Source organism: Gardnerella sp. DNF00497B, assembly GCF_049262725.1.
Taxonomy (GTDB): Bacteria; Actinomycetota; Actinomycetes; order Actinomycetales; family Bifidobacteriaceae; genus Bifidobacterium; species Bifidobacterium leopoldii.
Map to the genome: position 1 here is coordinate 1369615 of NZ_CP058400.1, position 16802 is coordinate 1386416.

General features: G+C 41.8%; 11 protein-coding genes and 1 tRNA gene. 2 read left to right on the forward strand and 10 right to left on the reverse strand.

Annotation, left to right across the window (positions count from 1 at the left end):
• Nucleotides 1–328 precede the first annotated feature (328 nt).
• From HXT26_RS05365 to HXT26_RS05395, 7 genes are all read right to left on the reverse strand, one after another.
• Nucleotides 329–1663 (reverse strand): C1 family peptidase, encoded by a 1335-nt coding sequence (locus HXT26_RS05365; protein WP_004105599.1) that lies wholly within the window; start codon nt 1661–1663, stop codon nt 329–331.
• A 111-nt stretch (nt 1664–1774) separates the two neighbouring features.
• Nucleotides 1775–3208, reverse strand: a complete 1434-nt coding sequence (locus tag HXT26_RS05370; protein WP_064340695.1) for a hypothetical protein — start codon at nt 3206–3208, stop codon at nt 1775–1777.
• Nucleotides 3209–3384: 176 nt separating this feature from the next.
• Nucleotides 3385–4350, reverse strand: a complete 966-nt coding sequence (locus HXT26_RS05375; RefSeq protein ID WP_064340694.1) for a polyphenol oxidase family protein — start codon at nt 4348–4350, stop codon at nt 3385–3387.
• 14 nt (nt 4351–4364) lie between these two features.
• Entirely contained in the window at nt 4365–5228 is an 864-nt protein-coding gene (locus HXT26_RS05380; RefSeq protein WP_064340693.1) for an aldo/keto reductase, read from the reverse strand.
• A gap of 247 nt (nt 5229–5475) precedes the next feature.
• The gene (locus HXT26_RS05385; protein WP_004105607.1) at nt 5476–8238 is read right to left on the reverse strand and encodes a polyribonucleotide nucleotidyltransferase; all 2763 of its coding nucleotides are present in this window, start codon (nt 8236–8238) and stop codon (nt 5476–5478) included.
• 364 nt (nt 8239–8602) lie between these two features.
• On the reverse strand, nt 8603–8872 hold the full coding sequence (rpsO, locus tag HXT26_RS05390) for a 30S ribosomal protein S15 (protein WP_004109774.1): 270 nt from the start codon (nt 8870–8872) through the stop codon (nt 8603–8605).
• Between the two features lie 130 nt (nt 8873–9002).
• Nucleotides 9003–9746, reverse strand: coding sequence for a teichoic acid transporter (locus HXT26_RS05395; RefSeq protein WP_112928870.1), 744 nt, complete (start codon nt 9744–9746; stop codon nt 9003–9005).
• Between the two features lie 227 nt (nt 9747–9973).
• On the opposite strand from HXT26_RS05395, the gene HXT26_RS05400 reads away from it, so the two are divergent.
• Both HXT26_RS05400 and HXT26_RS05405 read left to right on the forward strand, forming a co-directional pair.
• Nucleotides 9974–10660, forward strand: coding sequence for a DedA family protein (locus HXT26_RS05400; protein WP_004105614.1), 687 nt, complete (start codon nt 9974–9976; stop codon nt 10658–10660).
• 115 nt (nt 10661–10775) lie between these two features.
• A tRNA-Ala gene (locus HXT26_RS05405) sits at nt 10776–10848 on the forward strand.
• A 95-nt stretch (nt 10849–10943) separates the two neighbouring features.
• On the opposite strand, the gene HXT26_RS05410 is transcribed toward HXT26_RS05405, so the two are convergent.
• The 3 genes from HXT26_RS05410 to murA form a co-directional block, all read right to left on the reverse strand.
• Nucleotides 10944–13286, reverse strand: coding sequence for a hypothetical protein (locus HXT26_RS05410; RefSeq protein WP_422111968.1), 2343 nt, complete (start codon nt 13284–13286; stop codon nt 10944–10946).
• Nucleotides 13287–13313: 27 nt separating this feature from the next.
• Nucleotides 13314–15227 carry a serine/threonine protein kinase gene (locus HXT26_RS05415; protein WP_422111969.1) on the reverse strand — a complete coding sequence of 638 codons (1914 nt, stop codon included), beginning with the start codon at nt 15225–15227 and terminating at the stop codon, nt 13314–13316.
• A 190-nt stretch (nt 15228–15417) separates the two neighbouring features.
• Nucleotides 15418–16779: a UDP-N-acetylglucosamine 1-carboxyvinyltransferase gene (murA, locus tag HXT26_RS05420; protein ID WP_004109784.1), complete on the reverse strand. Its 1362-nt coding sequence runs from the start codon at nt 16777–16779 to the stop codon at nt 15418–15420.
• Between the last annotated feature and the right edge of the window lie 23 nt (nt 16780–16802).

Consider the following 16802-nt stretch of genomic DNA (forward strand, 5'->3'; position numbering starts at 1 on the left):
AGCGCGCTACCCGCGCGAGCGTGCCTTCGTCGCTTTATTCTTAAACGTTTTAACGATAAGCTTGCGTTGGAAGTCTAACCTAATTAGGTGGGGTCGGTGTTTATGCAGAGAGTCCAACCTAACTTGGTGGGGTCGGTGTACGCATCTTGAAATAAAGATGCGTACACCGCCGAGCTTGCGTTGAAAGCACAACCACATTTGATGTGGTCGGTGCTTGCATCTTGAATAAAGATGCAAGCACCGCCGCGCTCACGCGAAAAGCACACTGTGCTTTTCGCAATAGTGAGCGCGGCGCTTTGGCTTAGCTTAAGCGCCCAATGCGCTTAAGCTAAGCCAAAGCGCCCATTGGATCCCACGCCGGCAAAACAATTGCTGGTTCTTCTAGGGCTTTGCGATATTCTTCCGGAAGCAGATTCTTCGGCACTGCAACCTCATACACGTACTCAGTAAACCAATCGTCACTCATCGTAAAGTAACCCTTATCTGCAATATCAGTGCCCCAAGAGTTCTCAACGCGCCAGCGGCGAGTAGTAGTGCCATCGTCAGCAACATCCACACCAGCAAAAGCCATAGCGTGATTCATGGCAGAATCAGCAAAACGCACACGCGCTTCCTTATCCAAATCAAAATCAACGCCATAAACGCGACCATACTCGAACAAATCAGTAGCCCAAGCGCCATTCTCGCGATCCATCATAGGATGGCAGTCGGCACCAAACCACACTGGAATGCCCTTCTCAACCAAAATCTTACGCACGCAATCCTTCATAAACTGGTTTGGCACGTTCAAATATTCGGTTGCGTCTCCGCCAGCAACATTACCCAAGTGCTCAATAGCAATTTTCTTGCCCTTAGGATGTTCAGCGCGAGGATCGTCAACCAAGCACACATAATCCTCAAGACCAGCATTCACGTACTTCTTCCAGAACTCAACTGGCGTAATCTCACCATCGCGATGGAACTTGCCGTCGCTATCAGTCCACTCCCAATCGAAGCTCTTAGGTGGCTCACCCAAGTGAATTGTCAAAATCCTGTGACCTGCAGCAGTAGCATCCGCAATAATCTCATCAATTTCAGTGGCATTCGCATACATATGAGCAACAGCAGTATGCAAAAGCGCACGCAACTGCGTATTCATAGCACCAGTATTCTTAGAAGAAGCGGTTTCTGGGAACAAATCCTTAGGAACAGCACCATACTTCTTGTAAACGTTCATAGCCATGGTCCACTGACCGCCATCGCCCATAACGTCATGCAACAAATGCTGAATCAAACGAGAATCTGAAGGCTCACCTGCACGCACCAAAGCAGCAACATCCTTCAAGAAGTAGTTAATTCGCTCAAGCTTGTCATAGTACATTGCGTAGTTCTGAGAAAACTCAAATTCCTTCAATCCAAGGGATTTCTTCGCAATGAAACGAGCCACGTTCAACGAGCTAAACAGCCAGCAACGGCCAGAACGATCCTGATGTGTTGCATCTCCGTTATCAACAATGGTAGAAAAACGACGCTGCAATAAGCGCGCACGATCATAATTACGCGCGACTTTATCAATACCAGCAGCAGTCACACCATTCATAGCTAAACGGTTTAAAGGATTTGCGTCAAAATCCTCACGCAAACCTTGTAATTTTTCATCAGTTAGAGCAGTGATTTCAGTCACAATGCTACCTTTCCTGTTAATTATCAATATTTATTTCAAATATTTATTCAAATACCAGCACATTCTAACGTACGATACTTAAGCCAATCTACAAATTTTACAATATTTTCTTTATTGATTATCTGTGTCTTGGTTTTCTTGAGACTCGTTAGCTTCACTAGCTTCTTCAGATTCAGCCAACGCAGCTTGAACATCTCGCTGAGCCTGCTTCGCATCCGCAGAAGATTGAGCATTCGCCGAATCCTCATTATCGTCAGAAGCTTGCACAACTTGTTGGTTTTGTTGAGCATCTCCAAAATCAAATCCAGAGAAAGCATTCGCAAACAGCGAGCGCAATTCCGTAACTCGCTGCGTAATAGTTGCCTCACGATGCTGCAATTGGGTTAATCGAGTCGTCATGCCATCAAGCTCTTGCTGTGCTGCAGCTCTACGCTCTTCAACCTGAGCAGTCGCCTCCTGCATAGCTTTGCGCACAATATCAGCAGCCTGACTATCCGCAGCCTGATGCGTTTGCGCTGCATATTCGTCAGCTTCTTGATGAACAGTTTTTGCGCGAGCAACCAAAGCATCTGCTTCTTCCTGAGCTGCACTTTCTTTCTCTTTCAAGCCAGAAAGCAAGGCATTGACTTTCTTTGTAGCTTCCTCCTGTTGAGCAGCAATATCTGCGCGAATCTGCTCAACTTCTGCACTAACTTGGCTTAACGTACGCGTACGTTCAACTTGAGCATCATCTGCAATTTCTTGAGCTTTAGCGGCAGCAGCATCCGTAATTTCGCCAGCTTTGCGCTGTGCGTCAGCCATCATCTTCGAAGCGTGTTCGCGCATATCAGCAAGCTTTTTATTTGCTTCAGCGAGAGCAGATTCAATCTGATCGTTTGTTTCAGCCTTAGCACGCGCAATCTCTTCGTTTGCAGCCGCACGCTGCTCAGCAATTTTTTGAGCAGCTTCCGACTTAAGTTGCGAAATACTGCTTTCTTGTTGCGCGCGCTCTGAAGCCATACGCTTTGTATGTTCTTCTTGAGCGTTTTGTAAAGCTAATTCTGCAGCGTCTTTTTGAGCTTGCACATCTTTAGCAGTAGTATCGCGCAAACGTGCAGAATCTTCTTGCGCAGCTTGCATAAGTTGTGTCGACTTTTGCGTGGCATTGGAAAGCATTGTGTCTGCTTTAGTTTGTGCTTCTTGCATTAAATGTGCAGCATCCAGCTTTGCATTGTTCAGCAAAGTTCCGGCTTGTGCTTGTGCATTCTTTTTAATTGATGCAGCATCTTGCTTAGCGCGCTCAAGCAATTGAGAACTAGTTTGTTCTGCAGATGCCAGCAATTGTTGCGCATTTGCACCTAAAGACGCAAAAGTATTTCCGCTTTTGGCACGTTTTACATTATTTTTTTCTTCTTGCAATTGCGCTTGTAATTGCAAAATTGATTCATCACTTGAACGCACTTGTTCACGCAGACGAGAAATAGTACGCTCATAGTTTGCAAATGCTTCATTTACCTTGTCTTTATCGTACCCACGCAACGCGGTTGGGAATAAATCAGCCACCATAATATTCCTTTCACAAGCCCCCACACAGCTGCACAAAACGCTGTGCTACACCATCAGAATCAACGCTATCACTTACAAGCAAAAAACACTCGTGTGTTGCGCACGTTTTTGCTAAGCTCACACAACTGCACTTACTACCTAGCTCAAATACAGTACTGTTTATATAGCATATGCGCTTATTTGTCGCGAATTACTAAAGCAAGAAGTCTGCCTTCATGCGATTTTCCAGCTAAACTAGCACGTCGATGAGAATACCAGAGTGGATTTTCCAAAGTGCACATTGGGTTTTGCAAATTTTGCAAACGTTCTGGCAAAGATTCACCTTCCCTATCTACTTCGCAAATCGTACGCAATTCCTCATCTTCAGATAAATATTGCGCTGCAGCTGTAACTCGCGGCAAAGCGTCAACAATATTCGCAACTCCTGCGAGTGCTAAATCAATGCGAGCAGCTTCAGCAATATCAATACCGATTCCACCGAAACGAGTTTTTGTTACAGTTTGCGGGTAACGTTTTTCAAAATCGCGCGCAATACTCTCACCAACTTCGTAGCAATCTCCACAAATACATGGACCGAGCACTGCTGTTATACGAGAACGCTCAGCTCCCTTTTCGCACATTGCTTCGATAACAGCATCAAGCACTCCAGCCATCAATCCTTTTCGCCCACAATGCGCTGCAGCGATTACTCCAGCTTCGTCGTCCGCAAGTAAAACTGGCAAACAATCTGCAGCAAACATTCCTAATGCAAGCGAGCACGCAGTTGAAACTTGCGCATCTGCTTCAATTCTCAATTGCGAATCCGCAAAACCTGTTGCATCAAAGCCGTAAGAAGTATTCCATGAATCTACTACACTATCTGCGTCAAATACTTCTCTGCTATGAACTTGAGCAACAAGCGACAAGTCAGCTTGCAAAGCTTTTTGTAAAGCTGCGCGATTGCTTGCTACAGCCTCCTCACTATCTCCTGCGCGTCCGCCTAAATTAAGTGAAGCAAATGAACCTTCAGAAATTCCACCCAATCTAGTAGTAAAAACTGCATGAGTGTGAGTTCCTAAAGCCACCGGAATAGTCACAGGAATTGGCGTACCGTCCTCATCTTCGTGAGGCAACGGCATACCAGTTACGCTTGTTTCTTGCATTTTATTGTTTTCTTTCAGCCTAAATAAGCCAATTCTTCATTGCTTAATTGCAAATCGGAAGCTTTCAAACTATCTAAAATTGTAGCTGGTCTGTGAGCTCCAGGAATTACGAATATGTGATCGCCTTTAGCTAGCTCCCAAGCCAAAACTACTTGCTGATAGCTTACGCCATGATTTTCTGCAACTTTGCGGAATGGATCGAAAAGATGCTCGTCATAAGGATGACGGAATCCACCAAGAGGACTCCAGCAAACAAAAGCAATTCCAAGCTTTTCACAATATTGCAACGTATCTTCATTCTCTAAATGAACTGGAGAATATTGATTTTGCACTGCTACTAGCTTTTCTCCTAAAATATTGCGTGCAATATCGATTTGCTCTACAGAAGCGTTAGAAATACCGATTTCTCGAGCCACACCTTCGTCAAGCAACTGTTGCATTGCTTCAATAGACTCATTGTATGGAACTTCCGGATCTGGCCTGTGGAAGTAAAGCAAGTCAATAGTGTCAACACCTAAAGCCATTGCAGACTCTTTAGCGTGACGAATCAAATGCTCTGGCTTACCATCCTTACCCCACGTTGGTCGTCCGTCAGTAAAGTTACGGAAGTGACCGACTTTTGTTGCAACTAAAATAGAAGATTTGTCGCCTTTCCAGCTTTCTAAAGCCTCACGAACAAGCTTTTCACCAGTTTGTTCCTCGCCGCCAGAGCAGTAATATGCCCAAGCTGTGTCAATATGCGTACAACCTGCATCAAGAGCTGCGTGAATTGTCTTAATTCCCATATCGTGACCAAGATTATTTTCTATTGTCAATGGCATTTCGCCAAAACCAATAGCGGTTGTATCAAACGAACCTAATGCGCGATGCATGACCATATTTCACCCCTATTTTGTAAGTTTTATATTTTCCGTAAGTATTTATTATTGCATTACGCTACTTTACGCAGTCACAATATTTTACTACTTTTTATATTTTATTTTATTGCACAGATTACATAAAACATTTAAATAGCTATCTAAAAGAAATGCCTCCAAACGCAAACGCAGCTTGAAGGCATTTCTACGAATATTTATTTTTTACTTAGTATCTAGCAATAATTTTGCTTTAATACTATTTGCGCGATTAATCTTCCTCAAATGGATCAAAATCGCGACGCACGCGGCGACGAGGACGCTCTGCGCGCTCTTCACGAGCCGAACGATACTCGTCATAGTGATCGTCATCAGCTGCATAACGCGGCTTTCGATCAGATACGCGACGATTTTCTGAATCTCGACGATTTGAACGATCTTCACGGTCGTCACGGTCGGCACGCTCTTCACGGTCGTCGCGATTTTCGTAACGATCGTCACGGTCATCGCGCACGCGGCGACGAGGACGCTCATCAAAATCGTTATCACTGTAACGGTCATCACGATCTGCACGACGGTCGTCGCGACGAGTGCTGCGGTCATCATAACGGTTATCGCGATCCGCGTATCGGTCATTTCGATCCATGCGATCTCGATCGTCACGATCATCGCGCATGCGGCGACGAGGACGCTCTGCACGATCCGCACGATCATGATTATCGCGATCGTCACGGCGAGAACGACGGTAATCGCCACGAGAGTCACGAGAATCGCGATCGTCGCGAGAACCGCGGGAACGATTTTCACGCACTGCTGGAGCAGAAGATTCTTGATCTTCAAAACCTGGAATAGCCAAAGAAATCTTGCCACGCTCATCTACGCTTTGTACGATAACTTCAACATTATCGCCTTCCTTCAGCACATCTTCAACAGTGTCAATGCGCTCACCATTTGCTAAATTGCGAATCTGTGAAATGTGAAGCAAACCGTCAGTTCCAGGAGTCAAATTCACAAAAGCTCCAAAACTTGTGGTCTTAACAACCTTGCCTGTGAAAGTTTCACCAGCTTTTGGCACGCGAGGATTTGCAATAGAATCGATGATTCCCTTAGCTTTCTCAGCAGCTTCGCCGCCTTCAGAAGAAATGTAAACAGTACCGTCATCTTCAATAGCGATTTCAGCACCAGTTTCTTCCTGAATTTGGTTAATCATCTTGCCCTTAGGTCCGATTACTTCACCAATCTTGTCTACAGGAATTGTGGTTGTAATAATGCGTGGAGCAAATGGGCTCATCTCAGCTGGGCAATCAATGCACTCGTTAATAACTTCAAGAATCGTTGTACGAGCTTCATGTGCCTGCTGCAAAGCGGCAGCCAAAATATCAGCTGGAATACCGTCAAGCTTCGTATCGAGCTGCAAAGCAGTGATGAATTCAGAAGTACCAGCAACCTTGAAGTCCATATCACCAAATGCATCTTCTGCACCAAGAATATCAGTCAAAGTCTTAAAGATATGCTTTCCATCAACATCGCCAGAAACTAAGCCCATAGCAATACCAGCAACTGGAGCTTTCAAAGGCACGCCAGCAGCAAGCAAAGAAAGCGTAGAAGCACAAACGGAACCCATAGAAGTAGAACCGTTAGAACCAATAGCTTCAGACACCTGACGAATAGCGTATGGGAACTCTTCGCGTCCAGGCAATACTGGAACCAAAGCCTTCTCAGCTAAAGCACCGTGACCAATTTCACGACGCTTTGGAGAACCAACGCGACCAGTTTCACCAGTGGAGTATGGAGGCATTTCGTAGTTGTGCATATAACGCTTAGTCTGTGGACCAGAAAGCGCATCAACCTGCTGCTCCATCTTAAGCATATTCAAAGTAGTCACACCCAAAATCTGGGTTTCACCACGCTGGAAGAGTGCAGAACCGTGCACGCGAGGCACAACATCAACTTCTGCAGAAAGCGTACGAATATCGCGCAAACCACGACCATCAATACGATAATCTTCAGTCAAAATACGACGGCGAACAATTTGACGCTGCAATTCTTTAAACGCATTGCCGAGTTCCTTTTCCTTTTCGGCTTCGTCCATATCAGTGAATTCTTCAGCGATTGCAGCACGCACGCCTTCTTTAATTTCAGCGATACGATCTTGACGAGGAAGCTTTTCAGCAATAGAAAGAGCTTCATTTAAATCAGCATGAGCAATCTCGTCAATACGAGCATAAAGTTCGTCAGTATATTCTGGGAAGAGTTGGAATTCCTTAGTTTCTTTAGCTGCAATACGCTTCAACTCATTTTGAGCATCGCAAATAACCTTAATAAATGGCTTTGCAGCTTCCAAACCTCCGGCTACAACTTGCTCATCTGGCTTGGTTTGACCATCATTGTAAATCAAATTCCAAGCATTCTTACCAGCACCAGCTTCAATCATTGCAATAGCAACATCGCCATTTTCAATCACACGACCAGCCACAACAATTTCAAATACTGCACGCTCGCGCTCACTCCAACGTGGGAAAGCAACCCACTGGCCATCAATCAAAGCCAAACGAACGCCGGAAACTGGACCCTCAAATGGCAAGCCAGAAATCATAGTAGATGCAGACGCCGCATTCAAAGCAATAACATCGTAAGCATCATCTGGATTAATTGCCAAAATTGTTTCAACAACTTGCACTTCGTTACGTAAAGTGTGTGGGAACAATGGACGCAACGGGCGATCAATAATACGGCATGCTAACGTTGCTTCGTTAGAAGGACGACCTTCACGGCGGAAGAACGAACCTGGAATCTTTCCAGCAGCATACATTTTTTCTTCCACATCAACAGTCAATGGGAAGAAGTCGTAATTTTCCTTCGGGCTAGATCCTGCAGTCGTCGTCGACAAAATCATGGAATCGTCATCCAAATATGCGGCAACAGCACCATCTGCTTGCTGAGCAAGTCGACCAGTTTCAAAGCGTAGCGTACGCTTACCAAATGAACCATTATCAATAACGGCTTCTACAGCCTTAATTTCGGGACCCTCCACGGGTTCCTCCTTTTCTTAACTTACCTAATCAACCAACATGCGTAATAACATTGACGACTTCGCATTATTACCTATATGCGAATATTTGCACTCTTTGCAACACTTGCGTTACGTCAATATTTCGTAGTGTTTTTTGTTTCGGTTACTTCAATCATCCGTATTAAGTTATGCTTCAATTTTCAATTATGTGTTGAATTATTTGTTAATTCTTTTTAGTTATAAATTACTTTTTAGTTATAAATTTTAAATATTGCCCACTACACTTTCCCCAAATATTGCGCATGAGTGAACAATTTATGCATTTAACAATTAAGCAAAACGTATAAATAATACAAAAGCCCGAGCTTAAGCCCGGGCAATAAGACTATCGACGCAAGCCGAGTCGTTCAATCAAAGAACGATAACGGTTGATATCAACACGCTTCAAGTAATCGAGAAGACGACGACGATCACCAACCATAAGCAACAAACCACGACGAGAATGATGATCGTGCTTGTGCTCCTTCAAGTGCTCAGTAAGGTCAGCAATGCGCTTGCTAAGCAAAGCGACCTGCACTTCTGGGGAACCCGTGTCACCCTCGTGCGTCGCGTATTCGTTGATAATGTTCTTCTTATCTTCAGCCGTTAATGCCACGGCGTCCTCCTTAATATCACTGCGCGGTGCCACAACCTTCTGCTGTAGCGCTCTCAATCCGCGGGCGTTACACGCCAAATGTCTATTGTACAACCACTTGCAAACAACTTATTTTCGCAAAATCTAAATATTACATTGCTGTCAAAAAACCACCAAAAATAACCGCTAATATTGCCAAAACCTCAATTGCATAAAACATTATGAACGACGCCCAACTACGCGTAAGAACATTCAAAGCCGAGGTTTTAGGAACAATGACAAGCAAACCAACAAAAATGACAGCAAATACAGCTACTCCAATACCTGCAGAAATAATGCCAAGATTTGCCGCATTCGCTAAACCTGAAGCGTGACCATAAACCACATACGTCGAATACCAAAAGCTCATGTTTAGCATGCATAATCCGGCAATAAGTTGTTCTAAAGCCAGAAAAACAGCAAACATTATCCGCCAAATCCAACGATGAGTGTCAATTAACGCCATAGCAAGACTTGTAAAAGCAGACACTGTGATTACCCACGAAATAAAAACAACACCTTGCGAAGATAATCCAGAGCAATGCGAAATAACCCACGAAGTATGACGAGCTGCCATAGTGCGACCAATCCAATACGGAATAACAATAGCAACAAGCAGAACGCCAAAATAAATCCACCAATTCTTTGGATTAGAATGCTTACGAGAAAAATCAGCAATCGATAAGTCTGTTTCCGGCAAACCAATGTTTAAATATTCGTCAGGAATTTTGCTTTTCGAATCATCATTCTTTTTCGGAACTTCATTAGCATTGATTACGCGAGCAGAACGTTTCCTAGGCCTTAGCGGAGCAAAACTTTGTGGATGTTCACCATCATGCTCATCATTTAACTTCATGCGTTACTTCTCCTGCCAATCTTTAATCGCCAAGCAATTTCTCAAGTTTTAACCATGCAACATTACATTACTAATTATTATTGTATGTTATAACGCAATTAACTGATAGCGTGTGCACAAAAAGTGTCAACCGTTTATGGCGACTGCTAGGCTCAAAATAACAGTTGTTTCGCTTGATTTTTAATTAACAAGCGTCACTAAATACGCAAAATTTATGACAGGACATTATGGGATTTATTCATTTTATTGTTAACCTACTCAAGGATCCACGCTCAGCTATTGCAAGTTGGATTGCAATGGGCACAGCTCCAGCATTAGGCCTTATTTTTCTCATTGTTTTTATTGAAACAGGCGTAGTATTCTTCCCATTCCTCCCAGGAGATTCACTTCTTTTTGCAGCAGGCTTTTTTGCAGCTCCTGACGCTCAAACAGGTCATAGCGCGCTTCCACTTCCACTATTACTTGCCGTAGTGTGGCTAGCCCCAATTATTGGCGATCAGTGCAATTACTTTATTGGTCATTTCTTCGGACGAAAGATTGTAGAATCTGGGAAAGTAAAAGCGCTCACTCCAGAACGAGTTGCAAAAACCGAAAAAATGATTGATAAATGGGGTCCGCTGGCAGTATTCTTGGGTAGATTCTTCCCATTCATACGCACTTTTATGCCGTTTATTTCCGGAATTTCTGGAATGCGTTGGATACGCTTCACACCATTTTCTGTACTAGGCGGTCTCATTTGGTCGTCGCTTTTCACATTTCTTGGATATTTCTTCGGCAAGATTGATTTCGTACAGAAGAATTTTGAATTAGTAATTGTTGCAATTTTGCTTATTTCGCTTGTGCCAACTTTTATTGGTTTATACAAAGCACACAAAGCAAAGAAAACAGCAAAACTTAATAAAGAAAACAAATAAACTAGTATTTTAACTTACGACACTCAAGCACGCTGCACTACAAGAAATGTTGTTTTTATACAAGCTTTGTAGTACAGTGTGCAGAGTTGTCGTAAGATGATTTGTCTTAGACATTGGGGCTATAGCTCAGTTGGTAGAGCGCTTCGTTCGCATCGAAGAGGTCGTGGTTTCGATTACCATTAGCTCCACTAAGCCCACTGCATTCATTCCACCGCAGTGGGCTTTTTATTTTCTTGCACAATGCCTATCAAATCTATCGAAACTATCAAAACCATTAAAACTATTAAAACAGCTTACTTACGTTAATTTTCTTTTTAAAAATAATGCTAATTCCTAATACAGCACAAAGAATTGCTATAATTCCAGCACAAATATAAGCCACAATTCCCATATAATTTACCGAGTTTCGTTTAAAGGAATCAGCATTTTCAAAAGATTTTTCCGATTTTTTCACTTGCGAACGAGCTATCCAATCATCGTTATCGGAGCTATTGTCGGAGCCATCATCTGAACCATCATCAGAACTATCAGTGTCTTTACTCTCGCTATTTTTAGATTTTTTATCTGCTTCAGATTTTTTTACAAGCTTATTTGCAATAGAAACAATTTTTACATTTTTATATTGCAAAATTGTTATATTTCCCGCATAATCTGCAGCTTTTACTAATACGTCATGAGTAAAACCGTCTGGTTTTAGTTTTGTAGATAAAACTGATTTATTCACATCTTTACCGTTCCAAATGCGATTTGTTTTACCATCAACATCGATTGTTACATATTGCAATGCTATGTTATCTTTTGCACTAATACGTAAAGTTTTTCCTTCTTTATTAGTGCGATAAGTAGAATTATTTTGCATATCAAACACTGTTGCGATTGGAGCAAGATTATCTACTGTAAATTGCACGGAAGCTGGTGCAAATTGCAACATTCCTTCTTTTTTGCTAACTGCACTTTCGCTACAAGAATGATTTCCTACTTTGTCTACTGACATAACACGTACACGATAATGAGCATTATCGGCAAAATTCCGTTTGAAAATAGTGTAAGTCAATCGTTGCCAGCCATGATCTATGCGACTGTTTACAGAAAAATCCTGTTTTGACAAAATCTTCTCTACACCGTCTCGCATAACACTAATTTTTGCAGGACTTGCCAATCCGCTAGGATTGAGTTCTTCAATATGAATATCTTTAGCATTTTGCAATTGTTTACGATTCATTGCTTTAGTGGAACTATCTATACTAAATGATGAACCGCTTCTATTTATAGAAAATTGCAACTTACCAGAAATAACATGATCTACTAAATCTTTAGCACTCCACTGAAGTTGATACACGTCATCGTCTTGAGTTCCATTATAAAAACCTGCGTATTGCACACTTACGCTTTGCGAATCAGCTTTTTTAGGCACAAAAGAATGCAATTCCTTAGCATATCGCATTCTTCTCAGCGAATACGTTACGCTTTCAGGTTTTAACCAACGATCTTTTATAACTAATGTTGGAACTACAGCATGAGAATATGCTCCGCCTTGTTGCACTCCAGTAATAGAAACAGTTGGCGCAAGCGTATCAATAATGAATTTATTACTGATAGAAGAACTCACATTACCTGATAGATCTTCAACACAATAGCGAACATTCCAAGAAGCATCCCCCGAAAAAGAAACATCAGCATACCACATATTTGTATGCACGCCATCGTTTTTAAAGCTTTTAGCTGTAAGTACCATAACCTGTTTACCATCAGCAAAAACTTTCGCAATAGGATAAGAATCATGAAGCAAATACGAGAAAACGAACGAATCATCCTGTATTAATATTCTTGAAGCTCGATTATTACGAAAATATTTGCCTTCATACGATGCGTTGTTATCATAGCTAACACTCAAGCGAGGAGCAATTTTATCAATAACAATATATCGTGAACGCTTGCTATAAGAGTTATCTTTTGTTAAATCTGAGGCATTCAGAACTGAATCAGGAATGCTTAATATTGGCTTACGAGAGCACAATTTGTTGCCAGAAAGTCTATTTTCATTAGAAATATAGTTAGTTTGCTTTGAAACATGAGGATTAGAGTCAACTCCTCCCCATATGCGTTTAGGATGCATTGTTACAGCAGCAAGTCTTATAGAGATATCTTGCAAATCATATATTCCTTCTTTTTGCAATTCAACTCTTACTATTCCTAATACTCGAGGTCGGATCTTATAACGAATATTAACTAGCGACGACACCGCCTCAATCTTAGCTAAATCAGCTTTGGCACTCACTATTTGATATCTTCCAACGCTAACAGTAGCTTTATGCGCGTTCCTAATTTCCGAAGCGTCCAATCCATCAAAAGTTATAAGTAGCGAAGCAGAACGTTTAGTAAACATGTACTCGCCTTGAGTGCGAACAGTTTTCTGTTTTGTCATAACAGAAACATTTGCTATATGCAATCCTTTGGCTGCGTTATAGCTGTTTTTCGCATACGCAATAGAATTAAGTGGCAATAATGCAGCAACTATAGCAACACTAATAAATGCAATAATCCCAATATAGACACCAATGCGAGCGCAACCGCATTTAAGTCGCTTGAAAAAACACATATCCCCCAAATTTCTTTGTTTACACATTTATTCCCCCCTTTTTTATTATTTCTTTTATTTCTTTTGCAAAAAAGCTAGATTAATTTCGTCTTGAACTTTTTTGACACTGTCGATTGCGTTTTTCTTTCTACTTACAGCTTCATCATTTGACACATGCGCTTGTTTAAGAAGATATTCTGCCTTGTCGCACATTTGCTGAATTTCTTGTTTACTGGATCCACTTTCTAGGAACATTGGCAACCACGAATGAATTGATTGCAAAACTAGTTCTCCAGTATCCACGAATAAGACGTCTCCGTGATCTTTCTCAACAATTTGCATTAACTGCTGTAATTGATTCACATAATTTTTATATCTTTCTACGCTTGCACAATCTTTAGAAACATCAACAAGTTGCGCATAAGCGTCAGAAATAGCGATGTACGCGCTTAACATTTTTTGATTTGAAACAGTATGCGATATGTCATCAGAATTAGTTTCTACAGTTTGCGAAGACGTTTCATTCGCATCCTTCTCATATTTTTGAGCCTCTTGGAACCATACTTTTGCTACTCGCATACGAGATAATCGTTCTGTTTGCGAAACTTTTCCAGAAAATCCTGCAAAATAGTACCAATACGCTTTGCCTATTTCTATAGAAATATTCGACCAATCTTTATTTACAGGACGCAAGTTTTGCTCGTATTTATTAATCAAACCAACAAAACATTGCTCTTCGTTGACACTCCATTGCTGATCTGCAAGTTGAATTTGCAATAAAATTTGGAGAGGTTTAAATGACATTTTGCTTATATATTTCTTATTGCGCATGCTATTTTGCACTTGCATTGCATGAGAAATATAGCGACACGCAATATCCGAATTGCTTTCACGCTCAGCTAATTGCATGTAAGAATCGTAACTTTTATTATTTTTGCGTATTGCTTCAATTCTTTTACTACTTGGCTCACCATTAAAAGATTGCTTATTTCGATTTACAAAAGCATTCCCCACAAATAAACCTAAGCAGTTGAATAAAATTACTATAAAAACTAGCACTATAACAATTAATGCCGTAATTGCATAGCGCTTTTTTCTAGACTTAGAACTATTTTTGCATTGTTTACGTCGCAATACATTCGTAGAGGTGTCGCATTGTTGTGAATGTTTTTCTGTATGCTCACACGCTTCCAGTGCAGAAAACATTTCTTCGCAATCTTTATATCTATGAGATGGTTTAGTAGCTGTAGCTATTGCGAGCACAGACACCAATTGTTCTACTACTTCACGATTCTCATGAGGCAATAGTACAGCAGATTGCACGTCTGTTTTAGACACTTCAGCTGGCAATAATGCGTAACGCAATGTCATTCCAATCGAATACACATCGCTTGAAGTAGTTGCTGCAGAGTTTTCATTCAAAATTTCAGGAGCAGTAAAAATATTAGTAGCAAATCGAGCGTCGCACTGGTCTATTGTGCGTAAATCAAGCACTCCCCCGTTTGCATATAATTGCGTTGCAGCACCAAAATCAATCAAACGGACTGTGCCATCTTCTGAAATCATAACCTGAGAAGGCTTAAGATCACCGTATATAATTGGCGGATAATGCGAATGTAAATAAGAAAGTATTGAGCAAAGTTGCATACCTAAATCAAGAACAATTTCAACATTTTGCAATCCAGATTCTTCTACAATAGATTTTAAAGAACGCCCCTTTACATAATCGCGAACAGCATAAGCTCTACCATTTTCTTCAAAAAAATCAACAATTCGCGGAATAGCTGGATGATCGCATTCCTTTAAAACATTCGCTTCAGCGCGTAAGGATTGAATAATATGCTGTTGATACTCTTCGTCTCCTTGCAGAAGCGTTTCTTTAACAGCCCATTGCTTGTGCAAAACGGTGTCAACAGCAAGAAAGACTGTTGAAGTGCCACCACGCCCCAGCTCACCAAGCAGCTGATAGCGTCCGCCTACACAAACCATCGTTACGCCTCCGCAATATTGAAAACTACAACTACTCATCAAATATTTCAGTTAATTTTTTGAGTAATTGAATTACAGTTGCGACTACTGTACCGATAAATTTATGCGTAAAAAAGCTTTTTATAGCATTGTGGATAAAAGCTTATAAACCTACAAAACTCACGTTTTGTAGAAGAAGTAGAAGAATATATCAGTCGATATTAGCACCCAAAGCTAAAAGTTTGCCTCTAAAATCTGCATATCCTCGATCAATTAGCGAAATTCCGCGCACATTCGACGGACCTTGAGCAGTAAGAGCTGCAATCAAATGGCTAAAGCCTCCGCGCAAATCAGGTACGTCAATATCTTGACCTGTCAACGGAGTAGGTCCGAAAATAACTGCAGAATGCTTGTAATTGCGCTGCTGGAACCTGCAAGGAAGCGAACCTAAGCATTCACGATAAAGCTGAATCATAGCTCCCATTTGCACAAGTGGCTTCGTGAAGCCAAAACGATTTTCATAAACAGTTTCATGCACAATACTCAAGCCCTTCGCTTGAGTAAGCGCAACAACAAGAGGCTGCTGCCAATCAGTCATAAAACCAGGATGTACATCGGTTTCAATAGCAACAGGATGCAAATCCCCACCCGGATGCCAAAAACGAATTCCTTTATCTGTAACATCAAACTGTCCGCCAACTTTACGGAACACGTTTAAGAAAGTCATCATTTCTGGCTGAGTTGCGCCCTTAATAAACACATCTCCGTGTGTTGCAAGAGCAGCAGAAGCCCAAGAAGCTGCTTCAATGCGATCAGTTAATGACGTATGAGTGTATCCTTGAAGCTCTTTTACTCCTTCAATACGGAAAGTACGGTCAACGTCTACAGAAATAATCGCACCCATCTTTTGCAAAACGGCTACCAAATCCATGATTTCTGGCTCAATTGCAGCTCCGGAAAGCTCTGTACGACCTTCTGCAAGAACCGCTGCAAGCAAAGTCTGCTCGGTTGCACCGACAGAAGGATAAGGCAAATGAATTTTAGTGCCATGTAAGCCATTAGGTGCAGTAATATGTATACCATCCTCATGATCTTTATCTACATTTGCACCAAGTTTACGCAACGTCTCAAGATGAAAATCAATTGGACGACCACCAATATTGCATCCTCCAAGCGCAGGAATAAACGCTTCTCCAAGACGATGAAGAAGAGGACCAGAAAAAAGAATTGGAATACGAGACGAACCAGAAAGAGTGTCGACGTCAGCTACATCTGCGAGCTGCACTTTTGTGGCATCAATTGTCACAATGCCTTCAGGCCCATTAACCTCAACGTCAACACCATGCAAACGCAACAGATCAGAAACTACATGAACATCGCGAATTTCAGGAACGTTTTTTAGAACAGACTTACCTGGTGCCAACAAAGCTGCAACCATAGCTTTGCTAACAAAGTTTTTTGCGCCACGCACTTTAATAGTGCCATTAAGCGGCTTACCACCTTCTACATGCAACACATCTGCAGCGTCAATGCCACTATTGTTGTTCTGTTCAGCCGTATTGTGTGCGGACACATTTACCTCTTTCGTTCGCGCTA